The organism is Brenneria goodwinii (assembly GCF_002291445.1).
Taxonomy (GTDB): domain Bacteria; phylum Pseudomonadota; class Gammaproteobacteria; order Enterobacterales; family Enterobacteriaceae; genus Brenneria; species Brenneria goodwinii.
The window spans coordinates 860,908-885,358 of sequence record NZ_CP014137.1; the positions used below are offsets into that span (position 1 = coordinate 860,908).

A 24,451-nucleotide genomic window follows, 5' to 3' on the forward strand; every position below is an offset into this window, starting at 1 on the left:
GTTAAATCTGGTTTGCTATTGTTGCAGCCAGTTTTATGTTTTTAAAATCAATGTCTTTTGGTACGCTGCAATCGGCGCCTAGCAGCAATCCGGCTTTACCATTATGGGCGATAATGTCACGGGTCTGTTTTTCAATTTCATCGGCAACGCCTTTATATAAGGCGCCTTGGGCCGTATTGTCAAAACCGCCCAGAATCGCTTTGCCAGGAAAAATTTTCTTGCCTTCTTCCAGCGTGACGTTTTCTACAAAGGTCGCCCAATTCACGGCCTTAACCGGATAGTGGGAAAAGTGCTGTAAATCATTTACACGCCCTTCGAAACCACAAATATGCAGTACATTATATTCGCTTAATTGATTAGCCGCATTTAACACGCGTAATTGACTTGGCTCGATATATTTACGGTAACTTTCTTCACTAAAAGAGGGGTTCTGTACGCTTTGCACACAGAGATAGATGCCATCAATCCGTGCTTCCTGAATGAGCTTTTCTACTAATATAGTAATGTCATCGGCTATTTTTTCTAAAGCTAACGAGAACAAATAGGGATCTTCTTCAACGAGATGGGGAAATTTATGCCTATCTTTATCGACCATGTCAAATTTCAGCCGAAAATAATATGCGGGTGCGAAAATATTATATATTGATGCGATGTCGCCATTATACGAAGAGACGATTTCTTTTACCGCGGCGACCTGTTTTGTTATCCATTCGTTATTTTTCCCTATGGAAGCTATTTTTTTGAAATCCTGAACGCTATTGATTTCAGTGTTGAGGACTGAGGGATGAATGAGAAATGCATCGCTCATTATTTTCGTAAAGTCAGGTTGGTTATTTTTGTAAAATTCCTGTTGTGCAATAACGCTTTTTTTGATGACTTTATCATCTTTATAACCATAAAGTTGTTCGTCATTATTTAAGAAATGATGCCAAACACTGGCTAGAACCTCTTTGTTTTTACGCTCTAATGAATCAAAAAAAGACTGCCGTTTGTTTGTCGTCATTATCGTATTTTCCTTTAAGCGTATATTTAAATAAATATTACTTACATAATATTCTCTATTCATTGTCTGATTTCAATAGCAGAATATATACTCTTATATTATTTTGTAAACTATATATATTCGGTAATATTATATAGTAATAATGGTTGGCAATGTTAGTATCCAAAAACGAAGGTTCAATATGTATCATTTTGAATGACTAGGGTAGAACATCAACGAAACGTTTTGTTCACATTATGAAAAAGACATTGTTACCTATTAATGGCGACTTCATAAGTAGCATAGGAAATATTAATGATTAGGTTAGAAAATATCCATAAGCGTTTTGATGATGAAGAGGTTTTGAAAGGCGCATCAATAGATATCAAAAAAGGTCAGGTGGTTTGTCTTATTGGGCCGAGTGGTTCAGGGAAAACAACATTATTAAGATGCATCAATTTTCTGGAAAAAGCCGATAAAGGGCGTATTACCATTGGTTCAGTCTCTGTGGATTGTGAAAAAGCAAGTAAAAAAGATATCGAAAATATCCGCGCTAAAACAGCGATGGTATTCCAGTCATATAATTTGTTCAATAACAAGACTGCATTAGAAAATGTTATGGAAGGGCTGATTTACGCTAAAGGAATAGCCAAAAAAGAAGCCAAAGAGATTGCTGAAAATTTGCTTCGCAAAGTGGGGTTGGCGCATAAACAGGATACATACCCAAGTAAGCTATCCGGCGGGCAAAAGCAGCGCGTAGGCATCGCCAGAGCACTGGCGATGAATCCTGATGTTCTCCTTCTGGATGAGCCGACATCAGCCTTGGACCCGGAAATTGTGGGTGAAATATTAAAATTAATTAGGGAAATTGCGCAGGAAGGGCAAACCATGATTATTGTTACCCATGAAATGAGCTTTGCTAATGAGGTTGCTTCAAATGTAATCTTTATGGAAAAAGGGTTGATCGTTGAAGAGAATATTCCCCGTGAAATATTCAGTAATCCGAAAGAAAGCAGAACGAAAGAATTTTTGGAACGAATCAACTTCACGATATAAATCGGTAAAATGAGACTATTATAATGGACAGTAAATTTATTGATATATCTCAAATTATTGAAATTTTTCCTAAGTTATTAGAGAATTTATCAGTAACTTTGTATATTTCTATCACTTCGCTGGTCTTTGGTTTATTACTTGGTCTGGTGCTGACCGTGATGCAGGGAAGTAAGCGTCTTTTGATAAGGGGAACGGCATCAATTTACATTGATGTGATGCGCAGTACGCCGTTATTATTATTAATCTTTTTGGTTTTTTTCGGTTCAAAGGTTCTTTTGACTCAGCTAGGCGTCAGCCAGAGATTATTTAGCGATAGTTTTTTTGCGATCCTGGCAATCACGTTAGGAATGAGCGCCTATTTTTCTGAAATGATGCGTTCAGCCTATAACTCCGTTGACAAGGGACAGCTTGAGGCGATAAATAGTCTGGCTATTCCGGTTGTCGGCGGATTTATCCGTATCATTTTGCCACAGGCCACAATCATTGCCATCCCTAATCTGGGAAATTTAATGATTAATATTGTTAAACTTACCTCATTAGTCAGTTTAATTGGTATTGTTGATGTATTTGGCCGAGCTAAAAAAATCTCAAACAGCAATTACGGAGTAAACCAGCTAGAGGCCTTTATTTCAGTAATTATTATTTACTGGATAATTAACGTGTTAATTGATGTTGCCATGAAATTCTTAGAAAAGAAATATCGGTATCTATTAGATTAAAAGGTATATATTGTGTTCAGCTTAGACTTCTTCATTGTTAACTTTCCAGTTGTTTTACAAGCTGTTCCGTTGACATTAGGCATTGCCTTAGCATCAGTTATATTATCGACGCTGTTTGGAGCTATTCTTGCTGTTATAAAAATAAAACGCATACCTGTACTTTATCCTATCGCGTCTATATTCATGTCATTTAGCCGCTCGGTGCCGAATTTGGCTGTCCTCTATTTTCTATACTTCGCATTTCCTTACTTTGTCGGTGCGCTAAGAGGGGATTACTCTATTGCTCTGGGCGCCAATAAATTAAATCCTAATCTGGTGGCAATAATAACCTTTACTATTACATTCAGCGTCTATTTTGCGGAGGTTTTTCGTTCAGCGTATTACTCTGTTGATAAGGGGCAATTTGAGGCGGCCTGGTCAATTGGTTTACCCACGAGAACTTATTTACGCCGAATTATTTTTCCACAGGCAACCATCCAGGCCTTACCTAATTATACCAGCGTTGTAATCGATTTAATTAAAGATACGTCTTTAGTTTATACCATCTCGGTGATGGATATTATGGGAAAAGCGACATTTGTCGCGGCCAGAGGATTCCACTACATTGATGCTTACCTGATCGCGTTTGTGATCTACTTGATTATTTGCTTCACCATCTCAAAATCATTGCGTTATTTAGAAGTTAAACTGAGTTGTTACAGATGACAAATTATAATTTATCACAGGAGTTAGTTAATATGATGAGTAAAAAATATTTATATACAATAGTTGCAGCTCTCGCCATTGGTTTATCGGGATGTGATAATTCATCTGAGTCTGCGAATACCGCGACAAGCAACGGAAATGCGCCGGCAAGCAGCCAGGTGAAAGAGGTTGAAATTGTCATTAATGAAAATTCCTTCCCATTCTCTTTCGTTGATGATAGCGGTAAATTTTCAGGCTATGATGGCGAACTGCTTGCTATCATCGATGAAAAGCTACCAGAATACTCATTTCATTTTAATGCCGTATCCAGAGACGCGATGTTGGTTGGTCTATCAACAGGGACTTATAACTTAGCTGCAAATCATTTCTATATTAATAAGGAGCGCGCTGAAAAATACGATTACTCAAAAGAACCCACTGGCTTAAGCGATTTACGGCTGATCGTCAGAAATAACGATAGCGAAATAAACTCTCTGGCTGATTTTGCCAAGTCGGAAAAACGGCTGGTTCCTATCCATGTCAGTGATGCGCGTTATCAAGTTATTGCCGACTACAATGCGGCTCACCCTGATAACCAGATCGTGTTAAAGGCGACGGGCGAACAAACGGCGGCTGATATTTTCAAATCTGTTGCTTCCGGTGAATACGATGCGGCGATTTATCCAATCGGCGCATTTCTGGCCGTTACTAAACAAATAGATTTGAATTTGAAAGTATCCAACTCTGTGGGCATCTTCCCGAATGTATTTTTATACAGTAAAACGCCGGATTCAGCCGAGTTATTAAAAGCGGTTGATAAGGTATTGGTCGATCTTAAAAATGATGGAACATTGGCTAAGTTGTCAATTAAATGGCTTGGTGAAGATGTTTATGCACTGGACGGCGCTAAAGACATTAAAGTACCGGCTAGTTTTTAAACCATATTCTCATCCCGAATGATGCGTGATTTTGAAATATTAAATCACGCACTTTAAAATAGTTGATTTTAATCATTGGTTTTATTGGCAATAAAGCTATTGTATAAATAGATCGTAAGTTGAAAATAATAAGTGATGAGGTTGCAATAATGAGCGATGACTTGTTAGATAAAATTAAGGAGAATAATACTCCGTCAGTAACCGATGAGGTAACTCTTGCCCTACGAGGCGTGACGGAAAAAAGAGCGTCTACTATCGCTAATATGATTGATGAAGCCCGAAGTAAAGGGCTTGATGACGGCTTCGCTCGCGCCGCGATTTATCATTATGGCGCGGCTAATGGCAGCGATATGGCTCAATCTATGCAAGATTCTAATAATATGCTTGAGTTTTCACAATCATTTACTTCCGGTTTAGAAGCTAAAGTTTATGAGATGGAGTTAATTAAAGCGACGGAAGATGAGTTTCAGGTCCATTTCCATTATTGTCCGTATGTTAATAAGTGGTTGCAACAGAATAGAACTGTCGATGAAATGGCAAATTTATGTGATATTTGCATGGAAGGCGACAAAGCGCTGGCTACGGCTTTTTCAGATTTAGAGTTCGAGTTGGGCAATACGCTAGCTAAAGGCGGTCGTGTATGTGAAATTACTTATCGTAAATCATCGTATTAAAGTCTAAAGTAGCGGCTATATATTCGGCAGCCGCAATTCGAAGAGCGTATTATTTCCGCAGAAACCTTATCGCCGGTGTTTCCCTTACATTAGATGCCGCCGGTGGCGGATCGTTAGGGGAATCTCGGCGATAAGGTGGGAAGGTGTTTGTAATGATGTTTTAAGCTGAAAAACATCAGCTTAATGAGTCAATGTTAATTAGTTATATTATCTGTGGCGTTGTAAGTTATATAATTTATTTCCCAGTAGGATAATGGTTTTTAATGTCTTAAAAAACATTTTCAGGAATGATGATCTTTTTCATTGAAATAACAAAGTAATCGTCTTTTTTGAATATTTTCCCGCCTCTGTCGGCACACATTATAGCAAGTTTGAAAAAATCATCGCTTCCGATATCAAAAGCTAATTTTATTTTCTTAGCAATTCCGGATTTAATGAGCTCTTCAGCTTCGTAGTATGTTGCTGCCTGAACTAACGCCATATAATGACTCCATCAAAGAAGTGTTAGTGATAATCCTTATATTTCAATATTACTCCATTTTTATTTCAAAAAAATGAAGGATTATTTACATTTTAGTGAAATGGCGATATTCGTTTATATTCGGTAAATTTTGAGCCGCTTCAAAGCGGCGATCGAGCAGGGAAGCCGGCTTGGGCGATGGTATGTCCTGCGGGATTTTTAATTTTCTGACATGCATCTGACACAAAAACGCGTTATGGTTGCTATGTTATCCGTTTATCACGTTCGTCGAGCTGTGTCTGAAACAGTCAGGAGGATGTATGAGCTATGTTAATAATATCATCATAGTACATGGATTCTTATCAACACCGCGCCACCATTGGTTCCAATGGTTACGACAGCAGTGTGAAGACGCCAACATCCGTGTTTTTATTCCCAAAATGCCCATGCCTCGCGCGCCTAAACCTGATAAATGGCTGGCGCAATTGAGTAATACCCTTGATATGCCTAATGAAAAAACCTGGTTTATTGGTCACAGCCTGGGGTGTATCACCGTTTTGCGCTACTTGTCTTCTTTGCGCGGGCGGCTGAGGGTGGGGGGCGTAATCCTGGTTTCCGGTTTTTCAGAACAGATCGAAACCCACCCGGAACTGAGCGATTTCACCGCTACGCAGATTGATTTCGATTTATTGCGTAAAACGATAAATCACCGGATTACCATCTTATCCTCCGACGACACCGTCGTTGCACCGCGTTATACGGTAAAACTGCGCGAGCAGTTGGATGCGGAGCTATACAGCTTTACCGGCTGCGGACACTTCCTTGACTGCGATGGGTTTCATCAATTTCCGGCATTAAACAACATACTGCGTGATTATTTAAAATAATCACGCTTAGCTATGTTTTTCATCAAGACGCAAAATTCTCCATGACCAGATGTCCGGGGCCGACTTCCGTATAGCTACGTTGCGGGGGAACAAAACCGAGAGGACGGACAGGGCTTCTCAGTTCGTCGATGGCGGCGTTGCGGCGCAAACCCCGGCGTGAAGGCTCCGGAACCGGTACGGCGGCAATCAGTTTTTGAGTATAAGGATGCTGCGGATTGGCAAAGATCGCCGCGCGAGGGCCGATCTCGACGATTTCCCCCAGGCACATTACCGCCACCCGGTGGCTGACGCGTTCCACGACGGCCATATCATGAGAAATAAAGAGAAACGCAATCTTGAGCTGCTCTTGCAGATCGAGCAGCAGGTTACAAATCTGCGCTTTGATTGACACATCAAGGGCGGAAACGCTCTCATCCGCAATGATAACCTTCGGATTGAGCGCCAGTGCGCGCGCAATCGCCACGCGCTGGCGTTGACCGCCGGAAAATTCATGGGGATAGCGGTCCATCATTGCCGGTGATAATCCTACCCGCTCCAGCAGGTCGGCAGTCCGCCGCCGCGCTTCGCTATGGGTCGCCAGCCGGTGTTTGATCATCGGTTCGGCGACGGCGGCGCCCACCGTCATGCGAGGATTAAGGCTGGAGAACGGGTCTTGAAAGATCATCTGCACGCTGCGGCGCATGGTGCGCAATCCGATAAGATCGAGATTCAGCACATCGAAACCGTCGAGCATGACTTCACCGCTACGCGGTTCAATCAGCCGGGTAATTGAACGGCCGGTGGTCGATTTGCCACAGCCGGACTCCCCCACCAGCGACAGCGTTTCCCCCTGAAAAAGATCAAATGAAATGTTTTCCACCGCGTGTACCGCGCCGCTTGTGCGGCCAAGCAGGCCGGAACGAATATCGAATCGCGTCACCAGGTTTTTTACCGACAGTACCGGCGTTTGGCCGCCTTCGACCGTATCAGGCACATCCTTGGCTTCCGTGATGGCGCCGCTTGCCATATCAATGTGCGGGAAACGCAACGGCCAGGCATGTCCCTCCATGGAGCCGAGTTTCGGCACCGCGGCCAGCAACGCCCGCGTGTAAGGGTGTTGCCCATGATGAAAAATATTGACGGTTTCGCCGGTTTCCACCTGATCGCCGCGGAACATCACAATGGTACGGTCGGCAATTTCCGCCACCACGCCCATGTCGTGCGTGATAAACAGAACGGCCATACCTTCTTCTTCCTGTAACTGCTTGATGAGGTCCAGTATCTGGCCCTGAATGGTGACGTCCAGCGCGGTAGTGGGTTCATCGGCGATCAGCAATTTGGGGCGCGAGGCCAGCGCCATGGCGATCATCACGCGCTGGCGCATGCCGCCGGAAAACTGATGGGGATACTCGTCGAAACGCCCCTGGGCGTTGGGTATACGCACCTTTTCCAGCAGCCGGATGGTTTCGGCCCGCGCTTCTGTTTTACCCATGCCCTTATGACGCCGCAGCACCTCCGAAATCTGTCTGCCGATGGTGAAAACCGGATTAAGCGACGTCATCGGTTCCTGAAAGATCATTGCCGCGTCATTGCCGCGCACGCCGCGCATCGCCTTTTCCGACAGAGACAGAATATCCCTGCCGTTGAGTATGATCTTTCCTTCAATACGGCTTGAGCGGGGATCGAGCAGACGCATAATGGAAAGCGAGGTAACGCTTTTGCCGGATCCGCTCTCGCCGACCACGGCCACCGTTTCTCCGGCCTTGACCTCGAAGGAAATATCACGAACGACAGATTTCCATTGTCCGTCAACCAGAAAGGCGGTGGTGAGATTTTGAACCGAAAGTACGGTTTCCGGCGCTGATTTTATCTCATTTATTGTCATGGTTTTCCTCAACATCATGCTTCTGTCTGTAACGCATCGAATCACTGGAAAGCCAGCCGATGCGATAGCCATCCGGTTTTGGCTAATCCATCATCGGCCAATCGCGTATGCCTGCATCAGGCGTGGCGTGGCGGCCGCGTGCAACAGGCCGTCGGCATCGCGGCGGGCGGCGGTTAAACGCCCGATCGTCCAGGGAGCGGCGGTGGAAATCTCATGGCCGCGCGCCCTCAGCGCCGCCAATGTGGCTTCTCCTATACTGCTTTCGATCATCACATTGCCGGGTTGGCGAGTGCGCGGATAGAACGAGCCCGGGAAATGCGCGGTATGGAACAGCGGCAGGTCGATGGCCTGTTGCAGGTTCATGCCGAAATGCGCGTAACGCAGAAAGAACGACAGTTGCCACTGGTCCTGCTGATCGCCGCCAGGCGTACCGAATGCCAGCGTCGGCTTGCCCTGATAGAGCGCCAGTGAGGGCGTCAGCGTGGTGCGCGGACGTTTACCGGGCGCCAGCGATGTCGGCAGACCGGGTTTCAGCCAGAACATCTGGGCGCGGGAATTGAGGCAGAAGCCAAGCTGCGGAATGATGGGAGACGATTGCAGCCAGCCGCCCGACGGCGTGACGGAGACGATATTGCCTTCGCGATCTATCACATCGATATGAACCGTGTCGCCGCGTTTTTCGGTGAGGTGCGACATGGTCGGTTCATAGACGGCGCCGGTGCCGCTCATGGCGTTCAGCATTTGCAGGGTGAGATCGTATTGCGCTTCAAAACCGGGTAAGCGGCCGGGGCGTAAATCCAGCGACGCCTGCGCGCCAATCAGCCTGCGGCGCTCCTGGTTATAGCTATCGGAAAGCAATGTCTCAAGCGGCACCTGGGAGAATGCCGGATCGCCGTAATAAACTTCCCGGTCGGCGTAGGCCAGCTTCATGGCTTCCACCACGGTGTGTACAAATTCAACCCCGGCCGGTTCCATGGCGCCAATATCGATGCCCTTCAGCAAGGCCAGCGATTGCAGCAGCACCGGTCCCTGTCCCCATGGCCCTGTTTTGGCGAGAGTCCAGCCATGATAGTCATAGGTGGTGGGTTCTTCGATGGTCGCGCGCCAGTTTGCCAGATCGTCGGTGGTCAGCACGGCCTTGTGGCGTTTGCCGCTGGCATCCATGACGTCGGCCGTCTTCAGGTAGTCGCCGATCGCATCGGCGACAAAGCCGCGGTAAAAGGCGTCACGCGCGGCTTCAATCCCCGCTTCGCGACCCGGCCTGGCTTCGGCTTCGCTGATAATCCGCCGCCAGGTGTTGGCCAACACCGGGTTTTTGAAATTGGACAGTGCTTCCGGCGCCGCGCCGCCCGGCAGCCAGGTGGCATAGGAGGTCGGCCACTCTTTCCTGAAGAATTCGCCCAGATCGTTGATCGTCGCCGCGACGCGCGGCAGCAGCGGATGGCCGTTTTCCAGATAATGGATTGCCGGTTCCAGGACGTCGCGCACGCTCATGGTGCCGTAATCGCGCAGCATCAGCATCCAGCCATCAAAGGCGCCGGGAATGACGGTGGCAAGCAGGCCGTCGCCGGGAATCAAATCGAGTCCTTCGGCGGTATAGCGCTCGATGGTGGCGCCGGCCGGCGCCGTTCCCTGCGCGCAGATCACTTCTACTTTGTCTTTCTTGCGGGAATAGAGGATGGCGGGCATGTCGCCGCCGGGACCGTTCAAATGAGGTTCAAACACCTGCAGAGCAAAACCGGTCGCCACCGCGGCGTCAAACGCATTGCCGCCTTTTTCCAATATGCTCATACCGACGGCGGAAGCCATCCAATGGGTCGAGGTGACCACACCGAATGTGCCGAGAATTTCGGGGCGAGTGGTGAAAGCATTCATGACGATATCCTTCTGTATTTTAGTTTTCGCGCGGATCGAGCGCATCGCGCAGACCATCGCCAAGGAGATTGAAACCGATAACCACCAGAAAAATCGCCGCGCCGGGCCATAAAGCCATCCATGGCGCCTGCGTCAGAAAGTTTTTGGCGACGTTAAGCATGGAGCCCCAACTGGCGGCGGGCGCCTGCTGACCTAGACCGAGGAAGGAAAGGCTGGCTTCCGCGATGATGGCGGTCGCCACCGTCAGCGTAGATTGCACGATGATTGGCGGCAGAATGTTCGGCAGGATATAGCGCAACAGAATATCGCCATGGCCGAGGCCGATGGAGCGGGCGCCTTCGATATAGTCCTCGTTTTTTACCGCCAGCACCTGCGAACGCGTGAGCCGCACGAAGATCGGCATGGCGGAAAGACCGATGGCGATCATCGCATTGGTCAGACTCGGCCCGAGAAATGCCGCCAGCGCAATCGCCATGATGAGAAAAGGCATGGCGAGGAATGCTTCGGTAATACGCGAGATCGTCTGATCGATCCAGCCGCCGAAGTAACCGGAGAACAGGCCGAAAGGGACGCCGGTCAGCACGGCGATGGCGACGGAGATCACGCCCGCCATCAGCGACGCCCGCGCGCCCCAGATCATGCGGGAGAGCACATCGCGGCCGATATCGTCCGTGCCGAGCCAATGGGCGGCGGAAGGCGCTTTGCGGATGGCGCTCCAACTGGTGGCATAGGGATCGGCCAGCGGCAGGAAGGGGGCCAGAATCGCCAGCAGGGTGAAAAAGACAATGATGATCAGGCCGGCAATCGAGCTACGATTGCGTTTCATCTTTTTCCAGGCCCGGTTGCCCGGTGCGGCCTGCGGCGCGGCCAACTGTGGTTCGGACATACTCATAGCGCACTCCTCATCCGCGGGTTAAGCAGAACGGCGATAACATCGGCCAGGAGATTCATGAAGATAAAGCCCACTGCGGTACAGAGCACCACGCCTTGAACCACCGCATAGTCGCGGTTGAATACCGCATCAACAATCAGCTTGCCGAAACCGGGAATGGTAAAGATCTGTTCGGTCAGTACCGCTCCGGCAAGCAGTTCGCCAAACAGCAGCGCCGTCAGCGTGATTATCGGCGAAAGCGCATTGCGGAAAGAGTGGCTGAGCACCACTTCGCGATTGGAAAGCCCTTTGGCCCGCGCGGTACGGATATAATCCGATTTCATCACCGAGAGCATTGCCGAGCGGGTATGGCGCATCAGCGTCGCCGCCAGCGCGGTGCCAAGTACGAAAGCGGGCATAATGGTGGTTTTTAACGAACGCACCGGATCGACGAAAATCGATTCATAGCCCGATGCGGGCAACCAGCCAAGGTTTACGGAAACCAGCAGGATCAGCATGATGCCGAGCCAGAAGTTGGGAATGGAAAGGCCGGAAAGTGCAATGATATTGGCGAAATAATCAATGAACGTGTTTTGTTTTACCGCCGCCAGAATACCGATCGGCACGCCGATAATCAGAGCGAAAAACATCGACATTACCGCCAGTTGGATGGTAACCGGCAGTTTTTCGCCGATAAGATCCAACACCGGTTGATTGGTGCGCAGGGATACGCCGAAATCTCCCCGGACGACGTCGCCAAGCCAGTAGAAATACTGATAGACAACGGGATCGTTCATCCGGTATTTCTCACGCAATAGCTCAATAACAGCCGGATCGCGTTCTTCGCCCGCCATCGCCAGTATGGGATCTCCCGGCAGCAATTTTTGCAATGAAAACACAAAAATAGAGATGATCAACAGCGTCGGTATCGCTACCAGCAGGCGTTTACCGATGTAGATATGCATGAAAGCGACTCCTCGTTCAGACAAGGCTTAACCGGATACCCCGGAAGGCGCCGCAGGGCGCTACCGGGAGGTTGATGGAACAGGCTTACCCCTTCATCTTTCAAGCCGCAGGCGTGTTGGCTTTGTTACTCGGCCCATTCATGGGCCTCGCCCCGTTGTCGGTCACCCGAATCACTTACTGGTGTAAGCTCATCGGGACTCCCTCTCTTGCCGCCTTCCTGCATCTTGAAATCTATCGGGCTTAATTGCCTTTCTTCACTCCCGTCAGGCGGATCATGCCGTCAGTCGACGGTTCGAAACCGGCGATTTTTTTGGAGTAGGCATAAAGGTAGGCTTGATGGCCGAGATAGATGAGCGGCAGATCGTCATCCAGGATCTTGGTCGCGGCATCGTATTTTGCTTTACGCACGGCGTTGTCCGTCGATTCGCGAGCCTCGTTCAGCAGCTTGTCGACTTCCGGATTGCAATACTTGGTGTCGTTGATGCCGCCCTTGCAGGTGACGAACTGATGAATATTGCCGTCCGGGTCGGGGCGGCCGGACCAGTCGGAGCGCGACAGCACATAATTTCCCGCCGTCTGTTCAGACAGCAGGGTGGCGAACTCGGTGGCCTTCAGCCTGACGTTAAAACCCGCTTCGGCGGCCATCGATTGAATGACCTGCATCATCTGCGTCTGCGTGGTGTTGTTGGCATGCTGGAGTTCGATGTCATATTTTTCGTAACCGGCTTCCTTCATCAGGGCTTTGGCTTTCGTGATGTCGCGCGCCGGAACCGGAATATCTTTGTTGTACCACGGGCTGCTTGAAGGCCATGGTTGGTTACCGGCCAGCGCGGTTCCCTCAAATACCACCTGATTGATCGCTTCACGATCGATGGAAAGCGAGAAGGCCTGACGCAGCCGCTTATCCTTACCGAAAGGGTTGTTAGCCTGCGGACCATTGCCGATGTTGACGTACAACGCCATATAGCCCGGTCCGACAACTTTGCCATAGACGAGGTTCGGGTCTTTCTGCACGGCTTCGGTATCGGACGCCGAGAGGCGTTCGATCATATCGAGCTCGCCGGATTGCAGGTTGGCAAGGCGCACCGTGGTATCCGGAATAGGGAGGAAGGTGACCTTATCGATAAAGATATTATCGGCATTCCAGTAGTCGGCAAATTTCTCCAGCACGATACGATCCTGCTGAATGCGCTGAACGAATTTAAAGGCGCCAGAGCATACCGGGTTGGAAGCGAAATTAGCGCCCAGTTGCTTGCCGGCCGTTGGTGAAATCATCATGCCGGCGCGGTCGGACAGCTGGGCCAGAAGGCTGGCGTCCGGACTTTTTAACGTGAATTTGATCTGATATGCGCCGGTCGCCTCGACTTTGTCGATAGAGGCCAACTCGCTCTTGCGGCGCGACTCCGGCATCGTCATGTAACGGTCGATATTATAGACGGCAGCCTCGGCGTTGAAGGGCGTTCCGTCATGGAACACCACGCCTTGACGCAGATCCATGGTCAAGGTGTTGCCGTTGTCGCCCCATTCCCATTTGGTTGCCAACTGAGGAATAATCGACAGGGTATTGTCTACATCAACCAGCTTGTCGCACAGGCTGGTATAGACGATACGACCCACGAAAGTCCGGGACTGTGCAGGGTCCAATACGTCCGCATCATCCTGCAGACCGATGCGCAGTTCCGCTGAAAACGCCGTAGAAGCCATTAAAGTCCCGGCCAGCAATAGCCCGGTCTGTTTGGTAAGTCGGTTCATGTCGTTATTCCTCTGGTCGGTTGTCGCTGGCCGAATTGTCGACCCGCCTAAAATATCAGTCTGACTCTTCTCCCAATGCCGCCGGTGTGAAGTAGCCCAGCGATGTTTGACGTATCAGCCGCTCCTCAAGGCTGAGCAAATGCTGGCGCATCGCCTCACCGGCTCTTTCCGGGTCGCGTGCGGCAATGGCCTCTATAATCTGGTTGTGATGGATGCGGGATTCAGCCAGCGAGGCGTTTTGCCTGCGCGCCCGCTCGCGTATGGCCTGCCAGGCCGGGTCTTGCCGCACGCGATTGACCACGTCGAACAGCGAAAGGAAAAGCTGGTTGCCGGCGCTCTGGGCGATCAAACGGTGCAGCGAACCGTCCCAGAGCTCGCGCCAGTCTGCATCGGTCCGCTCATAAATTTTGTCGCGCAATGCCCGCATGCGTTCGATGTCTTTCGGCTTGGCCCGTAACGCCGCCAGTTGCGCCAACTGCGGTTCGATACGCAGCCTCACTTCCATGATCTCCATGAAATCGGTTCCTTCGATGAGGTTGGCGGCGTGGGTGCCCCAGTTGTCTGGTTTTTGTCCGAGGAAGGTGCCGGCTCCCTGCTTACGCCAGATCAGCCCCTCCGCTTCAACCACTTCCAGCGCGCGGCGAACTTCCCGCCGGCCCACGCCCCAACGCTCGGAGAGCGCCCGTTCCGTAGGTAGCTTTCCGTTTGGTTCAATAGTGCTTTCGCTCAACAGCTCCCGTAATCGTTCCAGCGCATAATTGGAATTCTCTGCCGTTTTTTTATCTATTCTTTTGTTCATTGGTTCATCCCAATTCTAAATTGGTTCAAACAGACCATGATACGAATACGATGTCAATATGCGGGGTAAAGAGGGGAAATTCGGCTATCTCAACGAAATCACTACTGTGCTGATGCTTTTTACGTCAATGCTCCATCAATTGGCTTGTAAATGGTTCAAAGGGTGTTCCAGCAGCGATTTTTACAGCGGTTTATATCGTGACAACTGGGCCATATTTTTATTTTATGCGTGAAAAAGGCCGAACTCGTTCAGCTATGCGTTACGCAATCTGGTATTGGATAAGGGGATATCGAACTTATAGGCTAGGCGGGCTGTCGCCAACGGTCTCTGTCATGGCCGCCGCTTTTGGGGAGATTCGGGCGATATAGATGGTTATACAAGGCGGCGATGGCGGTGATATCCGCACTGGGGGAATATTACCACCATCAGGTTTGGGGCCGGCAGGCGGCGGAAGCGTTGACGCAGCACTAACGCCGCCGCTTTGCGGTTGTTTGGTCACCGCATGCTTGGGTCTTGGGCCGCAGGTTTAGGCCGCCAGATCGTCCCAATGGGTGACCAGATGGCTGGCTATGCCATAGTCAATGGCTTGTTCGGGAGTCATCCAGTAGTTGCGATCGGTATCTTCCACCACTTTTGTCAGCGGTTGCCCGGTAGCCTCACTGATCAGCTTGTTGATACGCGTGCGGATACGCAGCAGCTCATTCGCTTCAATCTGGATATCGGTGGCCGGACCCTGAACGCCGCCTAATGGCTGATGTATCATGAAGCGGGTATTCGGCAGGCTGTAACGATCCTGTTTGTCCGCCGCCAGATAAATGGTGATGCCCGCGCTGGCGACCCAGCCGGTGCCGATAACCAGCACTTTGGGCTTAACGAATTTAATCATGTCATGGATGGTATCGCCCGCTTCGACATGTCCCCCCTGGCTATTAATAAATAACTTGATGGGTTCATCGCCCATTTCCTGCAAAATAAGCAATTGAGCGATGACTTTCTCTGCCAGCGTTTGCGTAATTTCACCTGAAATAATAACAGAACGTGATTTAAGTAATTCATTGGTGGCAAAGGAAGCACTTTTATCCTGCTTATCATTCTCTTGTTCTTTTTGCGGTTCTTTAGGCATTATGAATACTCCATTGTTTGGCGTCTTTAATATTCGTAAGAGTCTAACATAATAGGGAGAATGATCGGGTATCACGCGAATAAATAGACGACTTTATAAATAATAATGGGTTAATTCGCTATATCCACAGAGAGAAAAAAGAATAATAATTATTATTCGCTCTTTGCCGTTTGTGGCGCAATATTCTATTGCCACTATGCATCTGTGTGATGTGAATTTTGGTTATTTCATCAACGCTAATCCCGCTATTGGAGCGCTCTACACGGACAGTCACCCGATCGTTATATGCACCATTCTGTCTTTAACTCGGCAGTAATAGGGTGACCGGGCAAATCCCGTATTCACGCAATGTTACAGAATAAGTTCACATCACCAGAGGCTGTTAATAGACAGACCGTTAAGCAATAACAATATGCTAACACGCTATCGCTAGCCGACGGCTGTTCATCCCGCATCACTCTTGGGGGGCGTGCTATCGGGGGAAAAAGAGGAGGAATGCCGGGCATCTTGCGATCTAGAGAGCGAACAGCCGTAAAACAAAATGATGCTTGACAATGACGCTCAAACAAGTGAAAACTAAACCGTTCGGTTTTATTTTGTGGTTTTATAAAAGTTCTGCGTCTACGGAGGTTATATGAAAGTCATGCTTTTCCTGGGTAGTTTGGTCTCCGTGCTGTTGCTGACGGGATGCGTTTCTCTGTTCTGATAAATAGTGAGGGATCGTGCGCTGCCGGTAATAGCCGCGGTTCCCAGAGAGGATTTTATGAAAAAGCTATTGTTGTTGAGCGGTATGAGCCTGGTGTTCCTGCTATCCGGTTGTCTGTCTATTGGAAGCCATATCTAGACTTATCGTAATAAGCTGGCCGTATTATTTCCAATCTCGTTTCCGGCCGGCGGCGCGAAAACTACGAAAAAACTGCCTTCTTCACTATGGTCACCCGCGAGTTAACCGCCATGCGGTACCAAAGAGGAATGGCAGTTTTTTTTTGCATCCTGATTGTTCATATTAGAACGCGGCACAGTAATGGTGTCATTTATTCAATTTTTCGAATTGGTTGATATAAAGTATTTTCGTGAGTATTTAATTCGCTAGCGGTTAATATAACTGTTTAATGTTGTTAGTAATATTTTACTCTCCTCGCTGTATCAACAATGGAAGACAGAACATCGGTAATGGATCGAGTGCCCCCCCTTTTAGGCCGGTTAATGAAAAGCCGTTCAACACCAATATCATGAAAGTGTAATCACCCATCTTGTTTGGTTCAGCCGATATCGGGGGATGACTCTATAAAGTACGATCGCCCAAAATGCACAGGTGTTTGAGATTACCGAGGATATTGCCCATGGCGCAGCGCTAATGAGTGATACCTCAGTGAACGTTAAGTTTGACGCCGCTTCTGCCGCTCTTATTGCGAAATAACTATCGTGAACATGTTGGATGAGGCGTTGATAAAAATCGTTCTGGTGACCTTCGCTCCTGAACAGAAAGCCGTTGCTCGCTCCATTCAGAATATGTTTTCTGCTGAAGAAAAAGCAAGGTTGCGAAGAAGGGTAAAATGCTGGCGGAAGATCTCTTGTGTAATTCAATTTCACCTTGATTAGGACGCTCATCCTGTTTGACCCGAGTCGTCTTCGCACCGATAACCAGCCTATCCTCAAGCAGGTATCGGTGCCGTACTGATGGATAAATTGGGGGTCGCCAGAGAATCAGGAGCTGAATTGTGCAACTCATCGGCTGATAGTTGCGGTGAACACGGAATTTCATGAAAACGGGCAAATAATATACTGTCAGTATGAAATAAGATCTATAATTTTAAATATCAATTAAACGTGATCAATTGATAAAGGCTATCTTAATTTTGGTTAGTTTATTTTTTTTGCCGAATGCTTCCCGTGGTATGACTGGCATATATCACTAAGACCTTACAATTAAACAGGGATTGTCTTTAAGGATAATCTTAAATTTTTTATTATATTTTTTAATAAAATTAGCAAAAAAATGATTATATGCGACTGTGTCTAAAATGCGCGAATCATAGGAAAAAACCTAAAAAACATTATTGTGCTAACTATTTAATGTAAAATAATCTCTCATTTTTATATATAGATTAGAAATGAATGATAATTATAATTATTAGTGCCTTGTGCCATTTTTTGTTGGGTGATATTTGTATCGTTATGATTTATATGTATTTTATATAATGTGTTGACTTCTTTTATAAGTTCAATAAAATCGCCAGACGAAATGTAATAAAGGACTTTACATTTGATTCTACTGTGTGTGCCAACATTCGTGACATGTTTTTTAACATTCATAATGTTTCTGCTTATATCCTGGCTCTTTCTTGTTTTTAATTAACACATGGTAATTCATAGTAATTTAAATTACTGTTGTCTCCGGTATTCACTAACCCGTCATGGCGTTATAGGTATTTATATGGCAAACAGCTTTCAGGATGAAATTCCATCTTCCCGCGTAAATATTAAACTTAACCTCCACACCGGTGGTTCTGAGAAAAAAGTCGAATTACCTCTCAAGTTGTTAGTAATGGGAGATTATAGTAATGGACAAGATGATCGTCCGTTAACTGAACGTGAAAAAATCTCCATCAATAAAAATAATTTTAATAACGTACTCGCGGAATATGCGCCAAAAGTAAAAATCGCGGTCAAGAACACCTTGGCTGGCGATAGCAGTGAAGATGATGTGGAACTCGTTTTCCGCGATATGAAAGATTTCGAACCAGAGCAGGTCGCTCGCCAGATCCCGCAACTGCGCGCCTTGTTGTCCATGCGCAATCTGTTGCGTGACCTCAAATCCAATCTTTTGGATAACAGCACGTTTCGGCGTGAACTGGAAAACATCCTCAAGGATGAAGCCTTGAGCGATGAACTACGCGCTGAATTGGCTGCATTGGCGCCTAAAGAGGACTGATACGCCGAGTTACGGCGATGTTCTGTTTCCAGCAGGATGTGAAGGAATTTAAAAAATGGCTCAACAAAAGAATCAGGCCGTACCGGCGGCAAGCACTGTTACTGAAGAAGCGTCTGCTGGCAGTGTTTATCAGAAACTGTTCGAAAAAATCAATCTCAATCCGATTGAACGACTTAATGGTATAGAATCTTTTCAGGATAGCGATGGGCTGGCTGATACCACGGCGGATGAGCGTGTCACCGCAGCGGTCAGCGTGTTCCTGAATCTGTTAAAAGAATCCGCCACCAAGGTGGATCGCCTGGATAAAACGCTGCTCGATAATCATATTAGCGCGTTGGATGAGCAAATCAGCCGACAGCTTGATGAAGTCATGCATCACGACGCATTCCAGCAAGTGGAATCCGCATGGCGTGGGCTGAAGTTTCTGGTCGAACGCACCGATTTTCGTCAAAACGTTAAAATCGAAGTGCTGGACGCCAGCAAAGAGGAACTGCGCGAAGACTTTGAGGACGCGCCGGAAATCGTGCAAAGCGGCTTCTATCATCACACCTATATTCAGGAATACGACACTCCGGGCGGCGAGCCAATTGGTTCAACTATCGCCAACTATGAATTCGACCGCAGTCCGCAGGATATCGCCCTGCTACGTAATATCTCACGCGTTGCCGCCTCTGCGCATATGCCATTTATTGCCTCTGTCGGGCCGGCGTTTTTCGGCAAAGAAACCATGGAAGAAGTCGCGGGGATTAAAGATATCGCCAGCTATTTCGATCGCGCCGAATACATTAAATGGAAAGCGTTCCGCGAAACCGACGACGCACGTTACATCGGCCTGACGCTGCCGCGCGTACTGGGCCGTCTGCCATATGGCCCGGACACCGTCCCGGTACGTAGTTTCAACTATGTAGAGGAGGTCAAGGGACCGGATCACGACAGTTATTTGTGGAGCAACGCCTCGTTCGCGTTCGCCGCCAATATGGTGCGCAGTTTTATTAAAAACGGTTGGTGCGTACAGATTCGTGGCCCTCAGGCGGGTGGCGCGGTGACCGATCTGCCGATCCATCTTTATGATTTGGGCGTTGGCAACCAGGTGAAAATCCCTTCTGAGGTAATGATCCCGGAAACGCGCGAATTTGAATTCGCCGGTTTAGGCTTCATTCCGCTCTCCTACTATAAAAACCGTGACTACGCCTGCTTTTTCTCTGCCAATTCGGCTCAGAAACCGGCGCTATACGACACGCAGGAAGCAACAGCCAATAGCCGGATAAACTCACGCCTGCCATACATCTTCCTGCTATCGCGAATTGCGCATTATCTGAAGTTATTGCAGCGTGAAAATATCGGCACGACCAAAGATCGTCGGATGTTGGAGCTTGAGCTTAACAACTGGATCAACACCTTGGTAACCGAGATGACCGATCCATCCGATGATTTGCAGGCATCGCATCCGCTGCGAGAAGCCCGCGTTACCGTTGAAGACATTGAAGACAATCCAGGTTTCTTCCGCGTCAAGCTTTACGCCGTACCTCACTTCCAGGTCGAAGGCATGGATGTCAATTTGTCGCTGGTATCGCAGATGCCGAAAGCAAAAGTATAAAGATAAAAATTAAGCGTTTTTATTAGAGGTCATCATGAAAGTCTTTCGGCCGCTTTGGGTTGAAGGGGCATTTTTGGCTCCGCAGCAATTTCAGCAACAGTCACGATGGGAAGCGCTCACCAATGAATGCATTGCCCGTTTGGGGCTGGTTAATCCCTGGGGGGTATTGGCGGCGCAATTTGACGAAGACGCTTTGCGTCTTAATCGGCTAAAGGCTCAACAGCTAACGGTTCGCATGCCGGATGGTACGCTGGTTGATTCTTCCCGAGCGGATAATTTGCCCGCCGCCTGCGATTTGCAACGCGCTATCCCCGTGGACGTCAATACGGTTGACGTATTGCTCGGCCTGCCTCTGGAACACGCGAATGGCGGCAATTGCCGCCTGAACGATGAGGCGATGGAACGTCCTCTGCGTTATCAACAGGAATGGGCGACCGTGCAGGATATATTCGGCAGTGAAACCGAATCCATCGCGGTTGAGCGTTATGCCCTGTCACTGCGCTTTAATACCGACAATAACGATGAGCTGATGGTTTGTCCCATCGCGCGGATTCAGCGGGACGGGCAAGGAGGATGGACGCTGGATAAACAGTTCATTCCTCCGCTGTTGGCATTCAGCGCCAGCGAAACCCTGTACGATCAGCTAAGCCTGCGGCTGACGCAATTGCGCGCCAAGCGTACCCGTTTAATGGGCATGCGCCGGGAGAGTAATCAGCGTATGGCTGATTTCGCCGTTGCCGATGTATCGTTGTTCTGGCTGCTCAACGCATTGAATACGTATGAACCGGTGCTGGCCGATTTTCTTGAATCCCCCTCGTTGCATCCTGAACTCATCTACCGCGAACTAGTGCGCCTGGCCGGCGCCTTAATGACCTTTTCGCTGGAACATGACGTGGAGGCGATACCCCGTTATCAGCACGACAAACTCACCGAGGTATTTCCGCCGTTATTCAGCCTGATTGGCAATTTGCTGGAAGCCAGCCTGCCGTCTCGGGTCATTGCCATCGAGTTTGAAACCGTGCGCGAAAATCAGTGGCTGGCTCGTCTTAACGATAGCCGCCTGAAGGAAGATGCCGATTTCTACCTGTCGGTGCGTTCGTCGCTGCCGGCGCATGAGCTGCAAACCCGCTTCCCCATGCTGTGTAAAGTCGGTGCGCCGGATGATGTTAATAACATCATCAACGTTGCCTTGAATGGTATTCCACTGATACCGCTCAGCCATGTGCCGGCAGCCATTCCGCTACGGCTGGAAAATCAGTATTTCGCGTTCGATCTGACTCACCCGGCGGCTAAAACCATGCTGGAAGCCGGCGTCTGCGCTTTTTATGTACCGGGGATTCTCACCGATATTCAGCTTGAACTCTTTGCGGTATTGCGATCATGAAAACAGACATTTCGATAGATGTATTACTGCGCGATACCTGGCTCATGGTGGTCGCGCTGCGTAACGGGGCGGTAGCCGAACGGGGCGAACCCCTATACCAGAAGGGCATTGAGCTGGTGGAAAAGGCGCGTAAGCGTATGGCCGATGTGGGCTATAGCGCCGAGGTGGTAGATGCGGTGAGCTATGCGCAATGCGCATTACTGGATGAAACCGTGCTCAACCGGCCGCAGTCGGATAACGGCTATGACATCTGGATGCAGACTCCGCTTCAGGCCCGTTTTTTTAATACGCTCCAGGCCGGTGAAGTGCTTTACGAGCGTATTCGTCAGAGTCTGCAACAGCCAGGAATTGACCCATTGATCCTCACCTGCCTGCACCGCGTATTAATGATGGGGTTTGAAGGTCGCTATCGCAATCAGCCTCAGCAGGAGCGACAGGCGTTACTCGATTTGCTGACGCAGAAAGTCGAGCCGTTTACGGTACAGGAAGGGCAGGAGCCATTACTGGTCAACACCCGGCGCGAAGGGCGTGGATTACGCTATTTCCGTTCCCTCTGGTTCTGGAGCGGGCTTGCCGTGCTTGTGGTTATCGGCGTGTGGTTCGGACTGCACTATCAATTACAACAATTACTTAGCGCATGGTTATCGGCTAATCAGGGCTAAGGAGTCGTCCGTTGAGTATGGCATTGAAGCGGGCTTTGTGGGGTATGGGCTGTATGTTGGCCCTTATCCTCTGTTTGTTCTGGTTCCCCGCCGGAGCGGCTTTTAAGGTTATCAGTGCCATCGTTATTGTGCTGATAGCAGGCGTGGCCTGGTTTCGTACCGGACGCGCGGTTCGCGCGCTGCGTGAACATCACAATATGGATGCGCTGCTGGCGGCGCTGCCGGGCGAAAACTACCGGTTACCGATTGTCCTTACCGCAGGTGAAGGTATTGAGTGGCTTTTTGAGGGGGCACCGCTGCGTGATACGACGCAGGGCTGTTATATCCGTGTGCCGGCGTTAGCTGAAATAGGGCCATTGGCGGAACTGCTGATTTCAGTCCGTCCGGAGTGGGCGAGCCAACTGAATGCCATGTTGGTGCTGTTTCCTGAACAGCAAGACGATCTGCCGGTCATGGGGGTGCAAATTCGCGAGTTCCGCTTTCAGGTTTCGCGTCTTAAACAAATTTGCGGGCAGCGGCCCAAAGTTATGTTGATTGGTTATCTGAACGGGCATCACGCGCCGTGGTTTAACTGTAATGCTGGAAGTTGTGAAGCGCGGATCTGGGCCGGGATTCAGTCTTCGCATGAATTGAGCGATTGGTTACGCAGCGGTACACCCGCCGAGCAGGATCGTAAGCTGCGCCAAGCGGTACGGTTCGAGGCGTGGATCCGCTGGATGAAGAAATACGTTATTCCGGAGTGCGAAACCGCCGATCAGCCCTGTGCGTCGTTGCGGCCTCTGGCTACCGGTCTGGCATTTGTCGCCCGCCCGCCAGCTGCAAATAATTTATGGCAGCGCTGGGTCATAGACAAAACCACGTTGATTCCGGCCACTATCAGCGAAAGTAGCGACGACGAAGCGAACCGCTTTCCCGATCCGCTACTGGGCTTACTGCCGGAGAGGCGCGGCTATCCGCCAAAGGTTCGTGCCCTTGGTTATGCCATGTTGATGGCGCTGGTCTTTCTGGTGGCGGCAATGTTTTGTTCATCCTGGAACAACCAGCAATTGCTGCACGAGGTAACCAGCGATCTGGATCGCTATCTCGCTATTGATATGAACAATTACGAACCCAAAGCCGAAGCGCTGAAACAGTTAAAACAAGACGCGTTGTTGCTGGAAGATTATCAACGTAACGGTGTGCCCAGCCGTTTAGGGTTTTGGCTATATCCGGGAGAACGGTTGTATCCGCCGCTGATGGCCGCGATCCGCGGCTATCAGCCGCCGCCGCAACCGAAAGAGGTGCCGCCCGCCGAGCCAATCCGGCTTGACAGCATGTCGTTGTTTGAAGTGGGAAAATCGGAACTGAAAGAAGGGTCAACCAAAGTGTTGGTAGACGCGCTGTTCGCCATCAAAGGAAAGCCCGGTTGGATTGTGCTCATTACGGGCCATACGGACGCCACCGGCGATGCGAACGCCAATATGAAGCTGTCACTGGCCAGAGCAGAAGCGGTCCGTGACTGGATGATAAAAACCAGCGACATCTCTGCCACGTGTTTTGCGGTGCGGGGATATGGTGCAACGCAACCGGTCGCTACGAACTCAACCGATGCGGGTCGGGCTAAGAACCGCAGGGTTGAAATCAGTCTGGTACCTGATGCAGAGGCCTGCCAGCCGATTGCCAGGGATCCGGACTAATCAATCGCGTCGCCGCCTATGGCGACATTTCATAGCAAAATAAGGAGTAATACTATGGCTATTCCAGCCTATCTTTGGTTAAAGGATGACGGCGGTGCGGACATCAAAGGTTCCGTTAATGTACAGAACCGTGAAGGCAGCATCGAAGTCGTCGCGTTGGACCATTCCCTGCACATCCCTACGGATAACAACACGGGTAAACTAACCGGTACCCGCGTGCACGCACCGTTAGTCTTTACTAAAGAAGTGGATTCTTCAACCCCTTATCTCTACAAAGCCGTGACTTCAGGCCAAACCCTGAAATCCGCTGAGTTCAAATGGTACAAAATCGACGATGCCGGTCAGGAAAAAGAGTACTTCAACACCACTCTTGAGAATGTGAAGGTAGTGAAAGTCGCTCCGCTGATGTACGACATTAAAGATCCCGCCAAAGAGAAGCACAACCACCTGGAAGTGGTGGAACTGCGCTACGAAAAAATCATCTGGACCTACAAAGATGGCAACATCATTCATTCCGATTCCTGGAATGAACGCGCTCAGGCCTGAT

Annotated in this window: 22 protein-coding genes; 13 read left to right on the forward strand and 9 right to left on the reverse strand. The window is 49.2% G+C overall.

Going from position 1 to position 24,451, the window contains the following annotated elements:
* Nucleotide 1: 1 nt before the first annotated feature.
* Complete coding sequence (locus tag ACN28R_RS03825; RefSeq protein WP_095833634.1) at nt 2-1,003, reverse strand: uroporphyrinogen decarboxylase/cobalamine-independent methonine synthase family protein; 1,002 nt, start codon at nt 1,001-1,003, stop codon at nt 2-4.
* 294 nt (nt 1,004-1,297) lie between these two features.
* Between ACN28R_RS03825 and ACN28R_RS03830 the strand changes: the two genes are divergently transcribed.
* From ACN28R_RS03830 to ACN28R_RS03850, 5 genes are all read left to right on the forward strand, one after another.
* Nucleotides 1,298-2,038 carry an amino acid ABC transporter ATP-binding protein gene (locus ACN28R_RS03830; protein ID WP_095833635.1) on the forward strand — a complete coding sequence of 247 codons (741 nt, stop codon included), beginning with the start codon at nt 1,298-1,300 and terminating at the stop codon, nt 2,036-2,038.
* A 23-nt stretch (nt 2,039-2,061) separates the two neighbouring features.
* Nucleotides 2,062-2,757 (forward strand): ABC transporter permease subunit, encoded by a 696-nt coding sequence (locus tag ACN28R_RS03835; protein ID WP_048638225.1) that lies wholly within the window; start codon nt 2,062-2,064, stop codon nt 2,755-2,757.
* A gap of 12 nt (nt 2,758-2,769) precedes the next feature.
* Nucleotides 2,770-3,462 carry an amino acid ABC transporter permease gene (locus ACN28R_RS03840; protein WP_048638226.1) on the forward strand — a complete coding sequence of 231 codons (693 nt, stop codon included), beginning with the start codon at nt 2,770-2,772 and terminating at the stop codon, nt 3,460-3,462.
* Between the two features lie 35 nt (nt 3,463-3,497).
* Nucleotides 3,498-4,379: a transporter substrate-binding domain-containing protein gene (locus ACN28R_RS03845; RefSeq protein WP_095835719.1), complete on the forward strand. Its 882-nt coding sequence runs from the start codon at nt 3,498-3,500 to the stop codon at nt 4,377-4,379.
* Between the two features lie 149 nt (nt 4,380-4,528).
* Nucleotides 4,529-5,053: an L-2-amino-thiazoline-4-carboxylic acid hydrolase gene (locus ACN28R_RS03850; protein WP_048638227.1), complete on the forward strand. Its 525-nt coding sequence runs from the start codon at nt 4,529-4,531 to the stop codon at nt 5,051-5,053.
* A 268-nt stretch (nt 5,054-5,321) separates the two neighbouring features.
* Here the strand turns inward: ACN28R_RS03850 and ACN28R_RS03855 are convergent, their stop codons facing one another.
* The gene (locus ACN28R_RS03855) at nt 5,322-5,534 is read right to left on the reverse strand and encodes a hypothetical protein (protein WP_095833636.1); all 213 of its coding nucleotides are present in this window, start codon (nt 5,532-5,534) and stop codon (nt 5,322-5,324) included.
* A 299-nt stretch (nt 5,535-5,833) separates the two neighbouring features.
* Between ACN28R_RS03855 and ACN28R_RS03860 the strand changes: the two genes are divergently transcribed.
* Complete coding sequence (locus ACN28R_RS03860; protein ID WP_048638229.1) at nt 5,834-6,400, forward strand: RBBP9/YdeN family alpha/beta hydrolase; 567 nt, start codon at nt 5,834-5,836, stop codon at nt 6,398-6,400.
* A 22-nt stretch (nt 6,401-6,422) separates the two neighbouring features.
* Here ACN28R_RS03860 and ACN28R_RS03865 read toward each other — a convergent pair whose 3' ends face one another.
* The 4 genes from ACN28R_RS03865 to ACN28R_RS03880 all read right to left on the reverse strand — a co-directional run bounded on the left by ACN28R_RS03865 (nt 6,423) and on the right by ACN28R_RS03880 (nt 11,975).
* A complete protein-coding gene (locus ACN28R_RS03865; protein WP_048638230.1) occupies nt 6,423-8,264 on the reverse strand; it encodes an ABC transporter ATP-binding protein in 1,842 nt (613 codons plus the stop codon).
* Nucleotides 8,265-8,354: 90 nt separating this feature from the next.
* The gene (locus ACN28R_RS03870; RefSeq protein ID WP_095833637.1) at nt 8,355-10,139 is read right to left on the reverse strand and encodes a gamma-glutamyltransferase family protein; all 1,785 of its coding nucleotides are present in this window, start codon (nt 10,137-10,139) and stop codon (nt 8,355-8,357) included.
* 19 nt (nt 10,140-10,158) lie between these two features.
* Nucleotides 10,159-11,031, reverse strand: coding sequence for an ABC transporter permease (locus ACN28R_RS03875; RefSeq protein ID WP_183096831.1), 873 nt, complete (start codon nt 11,029-11,031; stop codon nt 10,159-10,161).
* A complete protein-coding gene (locus ACN28R_RS03880; RefSeq protein WP_048638233.1) occupies nt 11,028-11,975 on the reverse strand; it encodes an ABC transporter permease in 948 nt (315 codons plus the stop codon). Before ACN28R_RS03880 ends, ACN28R_RS03875 begins: the two co-directional genes overlap by 4 nt.
* Nucleotides 11,976-12,049: 74 nt before the next feature.
* Here ACN28R_RS03880 and ACN28R_RS03885 point away from each other — a divergent pair, with 74 nt between their 5' ends.
* On the forward strand, nt 12,050-12,220 hold the full coding sequence (locus tag ACN28R_RS03885) for a hypothetical protein (RefSeq protein ID WP_183096830.1): 171 nt from the start codon (nt 12,050-12,052) through the stop codon (nt 12,218-12,220).
* Here the strand turns inward: ACN28R_RS03885 and ACN28R_RS03890 are convergent.
* The 3 genes from ACN28R_RS03890 to ACN28R_RS03900 form a co-directional block, all read right to left on the reverse strand.
* Nucleotides 12,217-13,728, reverse strand: a complete 1,512-nt coding sequence (locus tag ACN28R_RS03890) for an ABC transporter substrate-binding protein (protein ID WP_095833638.1) — start codon at nt 13,726-13,728, stop codon at nt 12,217-12,219. The genes ACN28R_RS03885 and ACN28R_RS03890 overlap by 4 nt on opposite strands.
* Nucleotides 13,729-13,783: 55 nt before the next feature.
* Nucleotides 13,784-14,527 carry a FadR/GntR family transcriptional regulator gene (locus ACN28R_RS03895; RefSeq protein WP_048638235.1) on the reverse strand — a complete coding sequence of 248 codons (744 nt, stop codon included), beginning with the start codon at nt 14,525-14,527 and terminating at the stop codon, nt 13,784-13,786.
* A gap of 526 nt (nt 14,528-15,053) precedes the next feature.
* Nucleotides 15,054-15,650: an ATP-dependent Clp protease proteolytic subunit gene (locus ACN28R_RS03900; protein ID WP_048638237.1), complete on the reverse strand. Its 597-nt coding sequence runs from the start codon at nt 15,648-15,650 to the stop codon at nt 15,054-15,056.
* A 2,437-nt stretch (nt 15,651-18,087) separates the two neighbouring features.
* Between ACN28R_RS03900 and tssB the strand changes: the two genes are divergently transcribed.
* The 6 genes from tssB to ACN28R_RS03930 are packed head-to-tail and all read left to right on the forward strand — an operon-like array spanning nt 18,088 to nt 24,450.
* On the forward strand, nt 18,088-18,585 hold the full coding sequence (gene tssB, locus ACN28R_RS03905) for a type VI secretion system contractile sheath small subunit (RefSeq protein ID WP_048638238.1): 498 nt from the start codon (nt 18,088-18,090) through the stop codon (nt 18,583-18,585).
* A gap of 55 nt (nt 18,586-18,640) precedes the next feature.
* Nucleotides 18,641-20,182, forward strand: a complete 1,542-nt coding sequence (gene tssC / locus ACN28R_RS03910) for a type VI secretion system contractile sheath large subunit (protein ID WP_048638239.1) — start codon at nt 18,641-18,643, stop codon at nt 20,180-20,182.
* A gap of 34 nt (nt 20,183-20,216) precedes the next feature.
* Nucleotides 20,217-21,566 (forward strand): type VI secretion system baseplate subunit TssK, encoded by a 1,350-nt coding sequence (tssK, locus tag ACN28R_RS03915; RefSeq protein ID WP_095833639.1) that lies wholly within the window; start codon nt 20,217-20,219, stop codon nt 21,564-21,566.
* Nucleotides 21,563-22,228, forward strand: coding sequence for a type VI secretion system protein TssL, short form (gene tssL, locus ACN28R_RS03920; protein ID WP_072065860.1), 666 nt, complete (start codon nt 21,563-21,565; stop codon nt 22,226-22,228). Before tssK ends, tssL begins: the two co-directional genes overlap by 4 nt.
* Before the next feature lie 17 nt (nt 22,229-22,245).
* Nucleotides 22,246-23,904, forward strand: coding sequence for an OmpA family protein (locus ACN28R_RS03925; protein ID WP_095833640.1), 1,659 nt, complete (start codon nt 22,246-22,248; stop codon nt 23,902-23,904).
* Between the two features lie 54 nt (nt 23,905-23,958).
* Nucleotides 23,959-24,450: an Hcp family type VI secretion system effector gene (locus tag ACN28R_RS03930; protein WP_048638242.1), complete on the forward strand. Its 492-nt coding sequence runs from the start codon at nt 23,959-23,961 to the stop codon at nt 24,448-24,450.
* Nucleotide 24,451: the final 1 nt, after the last annotated feature.